This is a genomic window from Aeromonas sp. 603404 (assembly GCF_049171775.1).
In the GTDB taxonomy this organism is placed as follows: domain Bacteria; phylum Pseudomonadota; class Gammaproteobacteria; order Enterobacterales; family Aeromonadaceae; genus Aeromonas; species Aeromonas veronii_A.
The window spans coordinates 156,018-171,272 of the sequence record NZ_JAAKPE010000003.1; the positions used below are offsets into that span (position 1 = coordinate 156,018).

Genomic DNA, 15,255 nt, shown 5'->3' on the forward strand with positions numbered 1-15,255 from the left:
ATCCCCCTGCAAAATATTGCATCTGCAGTGCAACCATCTGTAGTATGCGCAACTGGTTGCGCATAACAGAGCAATCAGCTACCGGATAGCCCTTGTTGCAGTTGGTAAAGCCGGATGTTGAGTGCTTTCAAGTCACTCTCTATCCCTTTCAGCTCGGCAGCCGTAATAGGCTCCTGCGACGCTTTTCGCGCCTCCAGTTCGCTCAGACGTAAACTGAACGGGACCTCCTGCATCAGGTTCTTCTGTACCTCGTAGAGCTGAGACTTGAGGTAGGAAATCGTGACCGTCTTGCGCTGACGCTCCAGCTCCAGCAGCTGATCGATCAGGGCATCGACCCCGGCGCGCGCCTCCAGATAGGTCGGCACCCGGTTGAGATCCCCTTGCTGGCCGGCCAGCGCGGTCTGCCACTGCTTGTCCAGCGCCTTGACCGCCAGCGAGTCGGGATAGAGCATCTGCAGCGAATTGCGCAGCCCCTCGCCATAACGGTACCAGTAGAGGGGAGAGGTCTGCTCCAGCCGATCCAGTTGGGCCTGATAACGCGATACAAGCTCGCTCTCCATCCCCTGCAAGGTCTGCTCCCCCAACACGATGCGCGCTTGGCGAATGTCGTCATAACTCAGGGCCTGCGGTAACGCTGCAGCGGGTTGTTGCAACCGTTGCGCCGCGATGACCTTCTCCTGCTGCTGATGTTGCCAACCAAGCCATCCCATCATAGGCAAGGCGCAGGTGAGCAGGCCACAGCCAAACCAGAACCAGGCCGGCCGCTGTTTGCGGTGCTGCTCAATCTTGAGCACGGTCGGCTTCATCTGCCCCTTCTCGCGCCCCACCAGGATACTGCCCTGAGGCAGGTGCGGGGTTGCCCCGACAGAGGCGCCATGGTCGCTCTCCATGTCGGATTTGAAGAAGACCATCGGCGGGATCTGCAGCTCATCCTTGAGGCCCGGCTCATCGGAGACGATGACAATCTCGGTCTCGTCAAACAGATGGGTGTAGCCCTCGATAAAGTGCACCAGATTCTCGACCCGGGGGATGCGGCTCAAACCGGCGTTGTGCAACTTCTCGCTGATGAGTTGCAGTGCCCGCTCGCAGCGGTAGATCAACCGCTTGTCCTCGTGGCTGATCTGGTACTGGCGGATCACGTCGCTGATGCGGGCAATAAACCAGTCGAGCATCTCGATGCGGGCCCGCTCCTGATGCACCGGTGGCCAGAAACTCTCCCACTGGGTGACGATCAGGTTGGCGAGAAACTCGCACCCTTCGGTAAAGCCGCTCAGCCCCTGAATGCGGGAGCGCGCCAGAGTGAAGTAGATGGCGGTCTGCAGATCCACCCCGTGCTTTTCAAAGATTTGACTGGCGAGCTGATGGATCCGGGCCCAATCCACCTCGGGGCGGGAGGCGTGGCTGAGCTTGTTGATCTCGGCGCGCAGCGCCTCGTACTCAGGCAACATTCTGGGGTCTCGCCCCACCTTCAATGCCTGCTGGCCTTGTTGATTCTGTGACATATCGGCTTCCAAGATGAGAGGGGCTCGTATGCTCCCCCTGCATGATCAATAGAGGGATTCAGGCAATCTGAACTGGCTGAACAGGCCGCCGGTGAAGGGGTTCTGGGCACTGTCGGTATAGACCCGATAGGTCATGGCACCCTGATCCACCGGGAAGCGCACATCAAAGGTGGCGTCGTTGACCCGGGTCAGCTCTCCCTTGCCCATCAGGCGGAACATGGCCCAGGGTCCGACAAAGCCTTCGCTGCGCGGCGAACGTTCACGAGCAGCCGGTACCAGGGTGATCTTGCTCTCGGCCCCGTCGCGCATGGTGTTTGGCCACACCAGCGGGATCTTGTTGCGACGGCCGTGGGCATACTCCAGCAACTGGCCATCAAGGTTGAGCACACTACGCCGCTTGTTGGCGGTAAGTTCGATGGGCTCGAGGGCAAATTGCACCTCCAGATTGCCCTGCTGGCTGAAGAAGATCTGGCGGATCCGCGCAGCGCGATCCAGCTGTTTGATCAGCTCGGCCTGAATGGGTGAGCTCAGCTCTCCCTCCATCAAGCCCCCCTCCACCATGGGTTTCAGGTTGACCTGATAGAAGCTGTCCAGGGTGCCACCGGGGGCAAAGAAGCGCTCCATCTCGGAGAGCGGCACATCCTTGGCAGAGCCCGGGTTGAACGGATAGCGATCCGCCAGCTGGCTGTTGAACGGTGCCAGCACCTTTGCCTGCCACTCCTGATTGAGGGATGACATAGCCAGATCAATCACCAGTTGCGAACTCTGATCCGCCAGTTGACCCACCCAGCGATTGAGTGGCTCGGGCAGACCACGAGCATATTGCTGCAATGCAAAGACCGGATCGGCGTACTTGTTGGTCAAACGCAGTTGCACCGCCTTGAGGGCTGACTGTCCCGGCTCGGTGGCATTGACGATCAGCTCCATATAGTGCTGCAGCTCAATCAGCTTCTGATTCACTTCCGAAATAAGCGGCCCCTGTTCCCCACGGCCAGTCAAGACGCCATTGGTGGCCATAAAGGGGCGACCGATCCGGGCAGTGATCGCCTGCGCCGGATCTCCTTCCGCATCGGAGATCTTGCGAATACGGGTGTTGTCATCCAACGCGGCGAGCACCCGCTGGAATGGCTGGTCGTTGCCGGTGATGGCCGAGAGCACATCAAGCGCCTGCTCGGGACTGACAAGGGTCTGCACATCCAGATTGGTCAGCAATTTTTGCCACTGGTTGACGTAATCGGTGACATAGCGATCGTTGACCTGACGGGTGATCTCCTTGCGATCCGCCTCGCTCAACTGGCTCAGCTTGCGCTGGCCCAGCACCCAGGCATCCATGGCGGTGAGATCGATCAGCGCCTTGTCCTGCTTGAGGAAGAAGTCACTGAACCCGGGCCAGGTCAGCAAACGCGGCACCTGACCAGCGCTCTCGTTGCGCAGGGCAAACACGGTGTCGAAGGTGGGGCCCACCTCGTCACGGACATTCAGATCCGGCGGCAACACATCACCCGCCTTCACCACCAGATTCTGATAGACCCGCTGATACATGGGCAATTTGCCCAGTTCACGCTGGGCGCCATACACTGGCTCCTTGAATGGCACAAATGCCGTGATGGCGGCCTGATCCCGGGCGGCGCGAGCAACGTGCCAGTCGGTATGATCAAGGGCATAGTCAAGATGTCCCATCAACTGCTCCTGGACCGCCCCCTGTCCCGGGAACGCTTTCTGCCAGCGGCTGGCCATGTACTGCTCCACCAGCTCCTTGTTGCGGCCGGAGGCATCATCCAGCATCCGCATCACCCGCAGAATGGCGAGCTTCTCCTCGCTGCCAGCCGGCGCCCGGTTCAGATCCTCCAGCAGTCCCTGCATCTGGGCAGGCAGGAAACGCAGCCCCAGCAGTTGCAGATAGGAGCCTTCCACATAGGGGCCAATCTCATCCCCCTGATAGAGACCAAGGTCTGCCACCAGCGGCATCCGTTCGCGGTAGTTGCCGAAAGAGAGGGTCGCCTCGCGAATAAGGTTGAGACGCGGCAACTGGCTGACCCCGAAGGCGTGGGCATCGGCCACCTCATTCGTCTCCATAAAGGCCTGCGCCTTGGTCAGGACATTGCGACCCGCCTCCTCGTTTACCCGATAAAAGTAGTGCCAGCCACCGATCAGGGCGGCAGAGAAGAGCGACAAACAGCCGAGGCCAATGGTCATCCGGCGGCGGCGATAGAGGGTATGCAGCCGGTTTTCTCCGGCCAGATGGGCCTCGGGGAAAATGATCGAGGAGAAGAGCTTGCGCACGAAATAGGTGTTGGACTCCCCGCGCAGGGCGGAGTGGATCGGCTCGGGCAAGCTGTAACGCCGGGAAGCGGCCTGAGCAAAAGCATCGAACGGGACACCTTGCTGATAGACGGAGCTGATATAGACGCCGCGCACCAGCAGTGGCTTGCTCTCTTCAATGGTCAGGGTTTCATCGAGCAGGCTGGTCACATAATCCTTGAGACCCGCCAATTGACGAACAAACGAGAAGAGGGCGTTGCGCTGGGCGGCATCGAGCCGGGCCAGCATCATTTCCGGCAGATTGCGGTTGAGATTGTCGACCCACAGATCCCAGAACAGCGCCAGATCCTGCTGCCAGGATTTGCCCTGACTGCTGCTGGGGTTGAAGGTCACCCCCAACACGGCGTCACGGGCCTCTTTATCCAGCTGTTCATAGACCACATCAAAGCCGCGCAGCATGTCGAGTTTGGTGAAGGTGACATAGAGCGGCAGCCGGGTATTCATGGTGGCCGACACCTCTTGCAACCGGGCACGCATCAGCTGGGCATACGCCTTGCGCTCGGCCACGCTGGCCGCAGACAGCCATGCCAAATCAACGGTCAGTACCAGACCATTAAGGGGCTGACGACGACGGTGCTCGTTGAGCCAGTTCAGCAGATGCAACCAGAGCCGCTCATGCTTGCGAGCTTGCGGGTCCAGCTCGGGCTCGGCTTGTGACAACAGTGCACCGGCCGGATCCAGCATCACGGCTTGCTCCCCCAGCCAGCAATCGACCAGCTGGCCTTGCGCCACGTCCCGCAGTTCGGTATCGAGTCTGGGATTGAGCTTGTTGGCCGGATTGGCACGGTGGATCAGGCTGCTCTTGCCGCTGCCGGGCAGACCCAGCACCAGATACCAGGGCATGGCGTAGAGCGCCCCCTTGCCAAGGTGTTCATTCAAGGCTTGCAACCAACGTTCGAGGAACTGCGCCTGTTTGTCGATGAGCCCTTTGACCGGATCTTGTTCCAGCAGCACCTCATGCTGGCGCTCGGCCTTGAGCTGCTTCATCTTGCGCCATACCCGCCAGGAGAGTACCCCCAGCAGCAACCAGAGCCAGAGCAGGGTAAACACCACCCGCCCCCACAAGGGCTCGAATGGCTTGGCATCACGGATCTCGATGCGAGGCCCCAGCCACCACACCAGGAGCAGGGCGACAACCCACAGCACCACACCGAGCAGGGGCCAGGAGGGTTTCAGTTTCGGCAGCTGTTGCCTCGACAAGGTAAAAATGGTTTTGAACATAAAATGTGATCCAACTCCGACTCAATGACTCATTTCGGCACTTATTTCGGCACTTATTTCGGCAAATGGGTGGCATAGGGGGCCAGGCGGCTGACCAACCCGGGCTCCCACTGCGACAACCCAAGGCGCTCCGCCTCTTGCCACAAGTGTTGATATTGCTGGCGCGCAAGCGCCTCCATGCCTTCCTGCTCCAACAACTCCGCCTGCACCAACAAGGCATGGAAGCGGGCTCTTGGCTCTTTCATCTGTGCCATCCGCTCATCAAGCAGGGCGAGCGCGGCGGCAATCCCCTGCTCCCCATGACGCAAGGCGACCTCCTCGGCCAGCTCGGCCTGTCCGCTGCCGCCCCCACTGCTCTTGGCAGGCTGCAACCAGCGGCTGCATTCGGGGGAGAGAAACGGGGAACCATCGCTGAAGGTGAGATCCCGCAGCGCTGGCAGGCGCTGCAAAAATGCATCCAGCTCCGCCATGATCGCCTGCGCCACCACGCCATATCCCAGCTTCTGGGCCACCTCGGCCGAGAGCCTGTGCCCCTCGAACCAGTAAGGGGCCAGCGTCAGGCTCTGCTCGATGCGCTGCCAGAGCGCCAGATCTGGCGTACCCATGGCGGCGCGATACTCATCCACCATGTCTGCCGACATGGAGGCCAGCTGGGTTTTGTTCCCCTGCGCCGTTATCGGCGGGGTGGTGATGCCGGCCCAGATGGCATGACGACGCAGCCGATAGCCGATAGCCACCTCTGGCTGGCGCTCAATCAGCAGCTCCGCCACCTTGAGCTGGGTCTGTCGCCATGCCCGATCGTTGGAGCTATCAATCTCGACCCCGGAGCCCTTGCTGCTGCCACTGAGCACCATAGCGCTCGCCATGCTGCTTGCGCTGGCGGAGGTCGAGACAGAGCTGTTCGACGGTTGGCCAGCGGAATCAGCCTGAGCCTGGACAACCTGCTGTCGCTGGGCCCGCTTCAACCCCATCACCAGAGGATCCAGCAGTTCCCCCTTGTCAGGGCACTGGGCCAGCCAGACGGCCTCCAGCTGTTCTGCCTGCGCCAGCAACTGCGCCAGTTCCGCCGCAGAGGCGCTCTCGCTCACCCTCGGCAGGGCACCCTCGAAGCGCTTGATGATCTGCACCATCAATCGCTGCTTCTGAGCCGCATTCCCGGGCCAGGCCAACAGCCAGTAAGCCTTGATCCAGGCTTCCAGCAAGCTCAGCGCAGCCCCCATCGGGGTCGCCTTGGCGGGGTGCTGCAGGCAGCGCAACAGCTGTGCCAGCACCCGCATATCCTTGGTGCGGCTCTCCAGCAAGCCGAGGCAGGCCTCGGCCACCGCATTGAGATCGACCTGGCTGTGAGCGAGGGAGCCCAGCTTGACCAGCTCGGTCTCCACATAGTCCCAGCGCGGCTCGTCGGCCAGCACGGCGCCTCTGATCTGTTCATCCGGCAGGCTGGTGAGCAGGCGTGCACACCAAGGGTGTTGATAGCTCATCTTCCCCCCTACCATCGGCACTGCTGACGCAGCGGTGCCAGCGCCTCTTTCAGGCCGCTCAAATCGACCCGCAGAAGGGCGCCGTTGTCGGCCCGCACCTGCAGCTCGCGATGGCCCTGCCAGCGCTTGAGCTCCTCGATGGCGGGCAGACCGCGGCCATATTCGAGCAGCCATCCCTGATCCCGGATAAACCAGCTCTGACTGCTGCGAGTTGCTTGTCCATCCAGCGCGACTTCGACACTCTCCCCGCGCCACGGCGCATCCAGCCGCAAGCGAATATGGGTGATGCTGTTGACACAACCGATCGCCAGGGTGGCACCGCGCAGGGCCGGACGGGTCAATACCGCCGTGCCACTCTCCTCATCCTGTCGCAACAGGAAGGGTGAGCTATCCGGCACTCGGGCCAACTCCTGCTCCGCTATCGCCAGCCAGGCCGGAGACTTGGTGCTCTCCTTGTTGCCTGATTGCGTCGCCTCATTGCCAAGGGCGTCATAGCAGGCGAGCCGGATCAGAGGGGATGGCTCGCGACGACACGCTTGCCACGCCGCCATATCAAGGGGAGGCACCGCATTGCCGGTCGCCAGCAGCAGGGGCAACAAACTCATGATGCTCATCAGTTCACCTCCAGTTTCTGGCACTTGTGATCCAGGGTGCGCTTGGGAATATTGAGGCTCTCGGCCACCAGCATGCGATTGCCCTGAAAGTAGCGCAGGCGCGCTTCAATCACCGATGCCTCGTACTGCTGCATGGCACGGCGCAGATCGCGGATATGGTTGTAATCATCCAGCGCATCCGGCAGCTCGGCACAGACCCGATCCCGCAGCTCCGGCGGCAAGGCGCCAAGCCCCACCTCTTCACCATGACGGGTGTGGGCACAGGCCACCTCCAGCAGATTGCGCAGCTCGCGCACATTGCCGGGGAAATCGTAACTTTGCAGTTGCTTGAGGAACTTGCGCTGCAAACCAGCCAGTCCCTTGTCATCCTGCGCGGCAAACTGGGCCATGAAGTGCTGGCAGAGCAGGGGCACATCCTCGATATGCTCGCGCAAGGGGGCGATCAGCAGCAGACACTGGCAGAGACGGTGGTAGAGGTCGGCACGGAACCGCCCCTCCTCCACATGGCGGGTCAGCGGCTGATGAGTGGCCGCGATGAGGCGAAAATCGGAGTGATACTCCTGCTCTGCCCCAAGCGGCCGGTAGCTGCGGGTTTCCAGCACCCGTAGCAGCTTGGCCTGCATGGCGGCGGGCATATCGCCCACTTCGTCTAGAAACAGGGTGCCACCATTGGCCTGCGCCACCAGCCCGGTCTTGTTGGAGAGGGCGCCGGAGAAGGCCCCCTTCTGATAACCGAACAGCTCGCTCTCAATGAGATTCTCGGGGATGGCGGCGCAGTTGATGGCGACGAACGGCTTGGCGGCACGCTCGGAGCACTGATGCACCAAGCGGGCGACCACCTCCTTGCCACTGCCGGTCTCTCCCTGAATAAGCACGGTCAGCTTGTGCTGGCCCGCCTGGGCGATCTGCTCGCGCAAGCCTCGGATCACCGCCGACTGGCCAACCAGCTGATCCCCCAGCAACTTCTCGTGCTGGCGCTGGCGCTCCCCCTCCCCCTTGATCTGACGCAGGGAGTCGCGCAGCACGTTCTGATCCCGGCGGCTACGCCCCAGATCGCGGATCAGGGTGAGCTGGTTGCAAAAGACCTGCGCCAGACTGGCCAGCTCGGGGCGAGCCGCCCACTCCTGCAACACATCGCCACTGTCCATCATCGCCAGCACGGCAAACGGCTTGCCGTTGCCATCATTGAGCGGAAAGGCGTGCAGGCCGCACTGCTGGCCAAGGTTGGCCAGCAGTGCGCGAAAACCGGCGTGCTCAATGCGGGCACCGCCATGGAGGGAATCCCAGGTGCGGGATTGCGCCTTGTGCAGCACATAGGCGAGTGGATGAGAGAAATCATCCACCGCCAGCGCCAGCGCAACCTCCTGCCCCTTGACCCACCCTTTGCACTCCAGCTGGCGGCCGCTCACGTCCAGCATGCCAAGCAGCAGTCCTTTGGGCTGGAAGCTGGCATTGAGGGTCGAGCTCCACCAGTGGCAGAGATGTTGTTCATCCCGTTGCGAGGTGAGCGCTAGGGCGAATGCGAGGGCTTGCTCCATGGTCAGCCCTCCACCTCAGCCACAAACTGGTGATCGGCCACCGAGAAGCGCACCCGGTTGATGGGCTCACCGGCCGAGAGGCGCTGCAACAGTTGCAGGGAGACCGGCGGCAACAGGGCGCCATCGATGACGGATTCGAGCATCCGCGCGCCGTTCTCGCTACGGTTGGCGCGCAGCAGGATCTCCTCGGCCACCTCGCTCTCCAGCACCACCTCCGCACCGAAACGCTCCTTGAGCAGCTTGACCAGCCGGTTGAGTTTGCCACCGACGATCTGCACTAGCGTGTCGTGACCGAGCGGCAGGTAGGGGATCACCTCCATCCGCGCCAGCAGGGCCGGTTTGAAGAAGGCGGCGAGCTCCGGATAGAGGGCATCCAGCAGCACATCGGGCTGCTCGGCATGCTCGACGATGGTCTGGAAACCGAGGTTGGAGGTGAGGAAGAAGACCACGTTCTTGCAGTCGATGATCCGCCCTTCCCCATCCGCCAGCTCGCCCTTGTCGAACGCCTGATAGAAGAGGTTGAGCACGTCCGGATGGGCCTTCTCCACCTCGTCCAGCAGCACCACGGAATAAGGCTTCTGACGGATCGCTTCGGTCAACACGCCCCCCTCGCCAAAACCGACATAGCCGGGCGGCGAGCCGATCAGGCGCGAGACAGTGTGCTTCTCCTGATATTCGGACATGTTGATGGTGGTGAGATACTGGCGACCGCCAAACATCAGCTCGGCAATCTGCAGCACGGTTTCGGTCTTGCCGACCCCACTTGGCCCCACCAGCAGGAAGGCCCCCAGCGGACGGCCTGGACGACGAAGATCGGCGCGGGCGGTCAGCAGGTGTTTATGCAGGTGGGCCACCGCCACATCCTGCCCCTTGATGAGCTCGCCAAGGTACTCCGGCAGACGGGTCACCACATCGAGCTCCCCTTGGGAGATGCGATTAAGCGGCACCCCGGTCCACTCGGCGATCACCGCTGCGATCTGGGTCTTGTCGACATGGGCAGAGACCAGCACCTCACCCTGTTGCAGCTCGGCCAGCTCGCGCTCGAGCCCGGCAAGCTGCCCGGCGGCCGCTTGCGGATCGAGCGGCGCATCGGCGAGATCCAGCGCCTCTCTGGCCAGCATCTCATCCTGCTGATCCGCCAGCAGGGCGGCACGCAGTTCGACAATCCGATGCACCAGCCCCTGCTGTTGCTGCCATCGGGCTTCCTGCTCACGCAGGTTGTCACGACAGGTCTGCTGGGCCGCTTGCAGCTCGGCGAGGCGCTCATCGTTGTCACCCAGACCAATCAGGCTCTGGCGCTCCAGCTGACGGATCTCCAGCTCGCGCTGGCGCAGTTCGTTTTGCAGGTGACTGACCGCGCGTGGCGGCGTGGTCAGGTTGATGGCCACCCGGGCACAGGCGGTATCGAGTACGTCGATCGCCTTGTCCGGCAGCTGACGGCCGGAGATGTAGCGGGCGGAGAGCTGAGCGGCAGCTTGCAGCGCCTCCTCGTCAATCAGCACCCCATGGGCCTTCTCGTAGATGCTGCGCAGGCCGCGCAGGATCACGGTGGCTTCACCTGCATTGGGTTCACCCACTTTCACCAGCTGGAAGCGGCGCGACAGGGCGGCATCTTTTTCAACGTACTTCTTGTATTCGCTCCAGGTGGTGGCAGCGATGGTGCGCAGCTCGCCCCGGGCCAGCGCGGGCTTGATCAGGTTGGAGACATCCATGCCGCCCGCCTGGTTGCCGGCACCAATCAGGGTGTGAGCCTCATCGATAAAGAGGATGACAGGTCGCACGGCATCCTTGACCTCCTGCATCACCCCCTTGAAACGCTTCTCGAACTCCCCCTTGACCGAGGCGCCCGCCTGCATGGCGCCGAGATCCAGGGTCATCAGTTCGACCCCGCGCAGCTTTTCGGGTACCTGACCCGCCACGATGCGCAGCGCCAGCCCCTCGATCAGGGCGCTTTTACCGACGCCGGCCTCCCCCACCACGATGGGGTTGTTTTTGCGGCGACGGGAGAGAATGTCGATCATCAGATCGATCTCGTGATCCCGGCAGAGCACCGGATCCAGGGTTCCCTGACGGGCCTGTTCGGTGACGTTGACAGTAAAGCGGGCCAGCAGGCTGGCATCGGCGGGCAGCGCGGCCTGAGTCGACGTGCCGTTGGCAGAAACAGTCACTTGGGTCTCGGCAGACTCTTTCACCCACTCGTCGAACTGCTGGCGCAGCAGCTCGCGATTGATGTTGGCAAGCAAACGGGTCACCGAGCCCGGCAGGTAACGCAGGGGAGTCATCAGCAGCACCAGCAGCATGACGCCGCTGCGCAGTTGGCCATGTTGCAGCTCGGCAGAGGCGAGCAGCCAGCTGTCTTGCAGCCACTCCACCAATAGCGGCGAGAAGGAGGGATAACCCTGACCATAACCGTTATCGGCCGCCGAGGGTTGCAGCAGGCTCTTTAACTCTTCAACCTCAACTTCGGCCCGCTTGAGGATCTGGCGCACATCGCTGAGGGGGGTCTCCAGCATCTTCAGCAGCAGGTGCTCGATGCGGATCTCGGCGCCCTGATGATTGACACAGAGGGCCGCTGCCTCCTCCAGCATGTGACGGCAGATGGGGTTGAGTCTTTCCACCAGTACCGGTAGCTCTATACGAATCAAGGCGTGCTCTCCTTAAGTATTTATTTTAATAATTCGCCCAGTTGACGCAGTACGTCCTGGGTCTGGTTATTGAGTTGGTGGTGATAGAGGCCAAAGATGATGGCCAGGATCAGCGCCCCTCCCATAAACAGGGTGCGCAGGGAGACTTGCTTGCGCAGCTGGTAGCGAGATGCCTGCTGACCGAGGTCGAGATGAAACACGCTGGGTGCCTCACCGCCACGTTCGAGTGACAGCTGCTTGTGCAGTTGCTTGACGATCCGTTCAAACTCGTCACGGCCCTGGCTCATCACCTTGTAGCGCCCCTCAAAACCGAGGCAGAGGCAGAGATAGATGAACTCCAGGATGTCGCGATAGCGCACCGGATCTTCCTGCAGACGGGCCAGCAGGACGAACACCTTCTCGCCCCCCCAGGTCTCGTTGTGAAACCGGGCCAGCAGAGAATGTTGGGACCATTCACTCTGGCTGCCCCAGTCGCGCCCCATCACCGCCTCATCGATAAAAGTGCAGAGGATGTAGCGAAACGAGAGGACGACGCCATTCTCGTAACCCTGCGCCATCAACTCCTGTTCGATGGCCTGGATCTCGGTCACCACCCGCTGATAAAGCTCGGGCACCCGGTCGTAGCGCGACAACAGACGCACCCGCTGCACCAGCCCCAATAGCGGGGTCACCGCATCGATCATCGGGTTGATGCTCTGGCCACGCAGGCGGAACCAGTAGTCCGAATCCATGTCCAGCTGCTCGGCGTGATCGAACAGCAGGTCGCTCAGTTGCTCGTTGTTGATAATGTCCGTGGTCATCTCTGCTTGTTTCCTTGATGCGATCACTGGCTACGGATGGCCCAGAGCTGCATGTCGAGCTCGGGGAAATCGCCGGCAATGTGGAAGGCGAGCGTGTTGCTGACCGCCAGCATCTGCCAGGCAGGGCTCTGACGGTCGAGCTGGAAGTAGCTGTAACCGGCGTGATAGGGCAACTGGCGCGGCGCCACCGGCAGCGGCAACAGCGGGATACCGGGCAGCTGCAGGCTGATGAGTTCGCGGATCTTGTCGCTCGACGCCACCTTGGTCTGCTGCAGCAACTGTTTGCGCAGCTGCTCCTGCGGCATGCGGGCACGCACTGCCAGCACGAAATCGGCGCTCTGCATCAACTCGCTCTCGTTGACCATGGCCACCATGACGCCGTACTGGTGCTTGCGCAGCTGGATGGAGACGGCACGTGGCGACAGCACGGTACTGAGCGCCTGACGCAGGGCCAACATCACCGGCTCGAAGCTCACCTGCTGATCGTCATGACGATAAGCGGGGAACTCGGGGGGCAGACGGGACTCGTCGGTAAAGGTCATCAACTCGCCACAGAGCTGCACCAGCGCCTCGTGCAACCGCTCGGGGTGCAGGGTGCCAAGACGCGCCAGATGGGAGAGCAGGGGCTGAGCCCGGTTGAGCAGTTGCAGCATCATGAACTCGGCCACATCGGCCACCCCCTGCTGACCCGGCGTGGCGATGCGCTGGGAGAGGCTGCGAGCCCGCTCGGCCACGAGGCCAGCCGACTCGCCGAGGAAGCGCTTGAGGGTCGGGATGGCAGAGACACTGATACTGCAGGGCATGAAGTTGGGATCCAGCACCAGACCGCCATCCGGGCGCTTGTCCAGAATGCGAGCAATGGCGAGGGACGCGTAGGCGCTGCGGTCTTCCCGCTCCAGCATCAGCCGCAAGCTGACCCGCCCCACTTCGAGGGAGACCACGTCGCCCCCTTCGCTGTGGAGATCCCGCACATCGTGGCGATGAGCCTGCAGCCGGGTTGCTACCTGACCGCCCTGATTGACCTCGTTGACCCCGCTCACCGAGAGCGGCAGCGCCAGATAGACCTTCTGGTTGGCCACCGAGGCATCGGTGATCTCCAGCGGGGTCGGCAGCACATCATCGTTCGGAATGTTGAAGACGGTGCCGTCCGGCATGATACCGGTGGCCCCCACCAGCGCGATGCGGCCAAAGCCGAGGTAATCCTCGTTGATGGCAAGCGACTGCAACCCGTAGAAATAGTCGGACAGCGCGCTCAAACGCGCGTGCAGCGCGTAATCTGAATGTCTCTGTTGTTGCTGGAAGTGCTGGGGCTTGATAAAGAGCCCTTCACGCCAGATAACCCGATTTCGACTCGACATGATTATTCTTCTTCTTTTTGTAGTTCCACTTCATCCAGGCGCAGGTGCACCAGAATTTGATAGGCCGTTCCCTTGCTCTTGACCTTGATGACCTTGCGCCACTCGGCGCTGTCCGGATCGGCGTACCGAGCAATCACGCCGATGTAACGGGTCTTCTCGTCAAGCTTGACGGGGGGCAGGTATTTGAACTGGCCGGGTAGCAGGGTGTAGTCCTGATGATCCAGGTAGTTCTTGCCAAGGGCCTTCTCTACATCTGCCGTCACCTGGTCGTAGTCGGTGGCGAGCAGCCTGGAATCTTCCGCCAGCAGCACCACCTGAAACTCGATGGGTGCCGCCTCCCCGCTCTCGTTGGGGTTGACGTCAGGCTCCGCCAGCAGGCTGAGCCCCAGGGTGGAGGGCTGGTCATCGTTGCTCCCCACCTGGACATCCGGGTTCATGACCACATAGGCCATCTTGCCCATGGTGGTACAACCGGCCAGGGCCAGCAGACAGGCCCCAAACCACAGTGCACGTATCATCAAATCAGTCCCTGTTGCTGACGCACGGCCTGGTCATAGGCCTGGGCGTAGACCTGATGGAACAGCTTGTCGAACCCCTGCTGACGGGCAGAGGTGAGCTCACGGTAGTAGTGCTGATACATGTTCCAGGCCCACCCCTCATCAGCCATACCCGGCGCGCCGCTGCGGCGGTATTGCTCGAAACGGCCGAGCAAGGCTTCCGGTGAGAAGGCCTGCAGGATGCTGTCGAGCGCCGCACTGATGGCCTGCTGGTTTGCCACGTGGTGGATGCGCACGTTGTGCAGGCTCTCGGCCACCGCGGCCGGTGCGCTCAGGTGCACCGGGCTCTTCTGCTCGGCAAACAGCACCGCCAGGGTCTCGTCATAATCGAGGCCAAGGCGCAGAGGGTTGTCCTCGATGGGGCGCAGGTGCTTGTCTGCCAGCGCCGCCTGATCGCTTTGCAGTTGCAGCAACCCCTCCACCATGGCCCGCACTGTCTTGCCCATCTCTTCGAGCATGTCGTGGGCCTGTCGGGTGTCCTGCAACTGCAACGGCTGACCCAGCCCGCGCATCAGCGGGGTCAGGGCGACGTGATCAACGTCCTCCAGCGGCTGGAAGTCGGGGTGGTTCTCGATGGTGGGCATATCCAGAAATTCTTGGTTCATGGTGTTCTCGACGGCTGAAAATGGAGCGAGGGATACGGTGTCCATATCCGGTTGAAACTGCGGTTGAGCCTGCAGGCGAGCATCCACCAACGGACTCGGAGCCGCACGCTCCTGCTGCAATGCCAGCAGGGGGTCGACCGCCAGGGCCTGTGGATCATCCAGGGTCTGGGTGTGGTGAGGATCGCTGGCCAGCCACTCATCAAGCTGCTCGGTCGGACGGTTGCCCAGCACCTGCTGCAAACTCTGCTCGGGGGAGATGGCACCGAGATAGGCTCGCAGGCGAAAAGGGCCGACAATCAGCTCGTCACCCTGCTCGAGGTTGACCTTGCGAGCCCGCCCGATGGGCGAGGTAGCACCATTGATGTAGGTCTGGCCGCTGAGATCGCACAGGCAGAAACGACCGTCATTGAGCTCGACGCGGGCATGGGCTGGCATCACCGCCCCCAACCTGTCTCGCAGTTGCCAGTCATCCTGTTCGGAGGAGCCCAATGTTCCCCCCATCTCGTCGAAGCGATATTGCACCTGCTGGCTGCCGTCGAGCTGCTCGCTGTTGAGCACCACCAGAGATAGTTGCTGGTTAAAGTCGTCCACATTCACTCCTGCACGTATTCC

10 protein-coding genes are annotated in these 15,255 nt (G+C 61.8%); all 10 read right to left on the reverse strand.

Annotated features, from left to right (window positions below):
* Positions 1 to 74: 74 nt before the first annotated feature.
* From G5306_RS06365 to tagH, 10 genes are read right to left on the reverse strand one after another with little or no spacing between them, the layout of a single operon-like run.
* Positions 75 to 1,502 carry a VasL domain-containing protein gene (locus tag G5306_RS06365; RefSeq protein ID WP_421312582.1) on the reverse strand — a complete coding sequence of 476 codons (1,428 nt, stop codon included), beginning with the start codon at positions 1,500 to 1,502 and terminating at the stop codon, positions 75 to 77.
* Between the two features lie 45 nt (positions 1,503 to 1,547).
* The gene (gene tssM, locus G5306_RS06370; protein ID WP_421312583.1) at positions 1,548 to 5,045 is read right to left on the reverse strand and encodes a type VI secretion system membrane subunit TssM; all 3,498 of its coding nucleotides are present in this window, start codon (positions 5,043 to 5,045) and stop codon (positions 1,548 to 1,550) included.
* A gap of 53 nt (positions 5,046 to 5,098) precedes the next feature.
* Positions 5,099 to 6,526 carry a type VI secretion system protein TssA gene (gene tssA / locus G5306_RS06375; RefSeq protein ID WP_421312584.1) on the reverse strand — a complete coding sequence of 476 codons (1,428 nt, stop codon included), beginning with the start codon at positions 6,524 to 6,526 and terminating at the stop codon, positions 5,099 to 5,101.
* An 8-nt stretch (positions 6,527 to 6,534) separates the two neighbouring features.
* The gene (vasI, locus tag G5306_RS06380; RefSeq protein ID WP_421254944.1) at positions 6,535 to 7,140 is read right to left on the reverse strand and encodes a type VI secretion system-associated protein VasI; all 606 of its coding nucleotides are present in this window, start codon (positions 7,138 to 7,140) and stop codon (positions 6,535 to 6,537) included.
* Complete coding sequence (locus tag G5306_RS06385; protein WP_421312585.1) at positions 7,140 to 8,678, reverse strand: sigma-54 interaction domain-containing protein; 1,539 nt, start codon at positions 8,676 to 8,678, stop codon at positions 7,140 to 7,142. Before G5306_RS06385 ends, vasI begins: the two co-directional genes overlap by 1 nt.
* A 2-nt stretch (positions 8,679 to 8,680) precedes the next feature.
* Complete coding sequence (gene tssH, locus G5306_RS06390; RefSeq protein WP_421312586.1) at positions 8,681 to 11,323, reverse strand: type VI secretion system ATPase TssH; 2,643 nt, start codon at positions 11,321 to 11,323, stop codon at positions 8,681 to 8,683.
* A 20-nt stretch (positions 11,324 to 11,343) separates the two neighbouring features.
* On the reverse strand, positions 11,344 to 12,123 hold the full coding sequence (gene icmH / locus G5306_RS06395) for a type IVB secretion system protein IcmH/DotU (RefSeq protein ID WP_033138090.1): 780 nt from the start codon (positions 12,121 to 12,123) through the stop codon (positions 11,344 to 11,346).
* A gap of 23 nt (positions 12,124 to 12,146) precedes the next feature.
* The gene (gene tssK, locus G5306_RS06400) at positions 12,147 to 13,481 is read right to left on the reverse strand and encodes a type VI secretion system baseplate subunit TssK (protein WP_421312587.1); all 1,335 of its coding nucleotides are present in this window, start codon (positions 13,479 to 13,481) and stop codon (positions 12,147 to 12,149) included.
* A gap of 2 nt (positions 13,482 to 13,483) precedes the next feature.
* Entirely contained in the window at positions 13,484 to 13,999 is a 516-nt protein-coding gene (gene tssJ, locus G5306_RS06405; RefSeq protein ID WP_421312588.1) for a type VI secretion system lipoprotein TssJ, read from the reverse strand.
* A complete protein-coding gene (tagH, locus tag G5306_RS06410) occupies positions 13,999 to 15,234 on the reverse strand; it encodes a type VI secretion system-associated FHA domain protein TagH (protein ID WP_421312589.1) in 1,236 nt (411 codons plus the stop codon). Before tagH ends, tssJ begins: the two co-directional genes overlap by 1 nt.
* Positions 15,235 to 15,255: the final 21 nt, after the last annotated feature.

Coding starts and splice junctions, on each gene's coding strand:
- G5306_RS06365 (WP_421312582.1), bottom strand. CDS start 1,502: ATGTCACAGAATCAACAAGGCCAGCAGGCATTGAAGGTGGGGCGAGAC.
- tssK (WP_421312587.1), bottom strand. CDS start 13,481: ATGTCGAGTCGAAATCGGGTTATCTGGCGTGAAGGGCTCTTTATCAAG.
- tssA (WP_421312584.1), bottom strand. CDS start 6,526: ATGAGCTATCAACACCCTTGGTGTGCACGCCTGCTCACCAGCCTGCCG.
- vasI (WP_421254944.1), bottom strand. CDS start 7,140: ATGAGCATCATGAGTTTGTTGCCCCTGCTGCTGGCGACCGGCAATGCG.
- icmH (WP_033138090.1), bottom strand. CDS start 12,123: ATGACCACGGACATTATCAACAACGAGCAACTGAGCGACCTGCTGTTC.
- tssJ (WP_421312588.1), bottom strand. CDS start 13,999: ATGATACGTGCACTGTGGTTTGGGGCCTGTCTGCTGGCCCTGGCCGGT.
- G5306_RS06385 (WP_421312585.1), bottom strand. CDS start 8,678: ATGGAGCAAGCCCTCGCATTCGCCCTAGCGCTCACCTCGCAACGGGAT.
- tssM (WP_421312583.1), bottom strand. CDS start 5,045: ATGTTCAAAACCATTTTTACCTTGTCGAGGCAACAGCTGCCGAAACTG.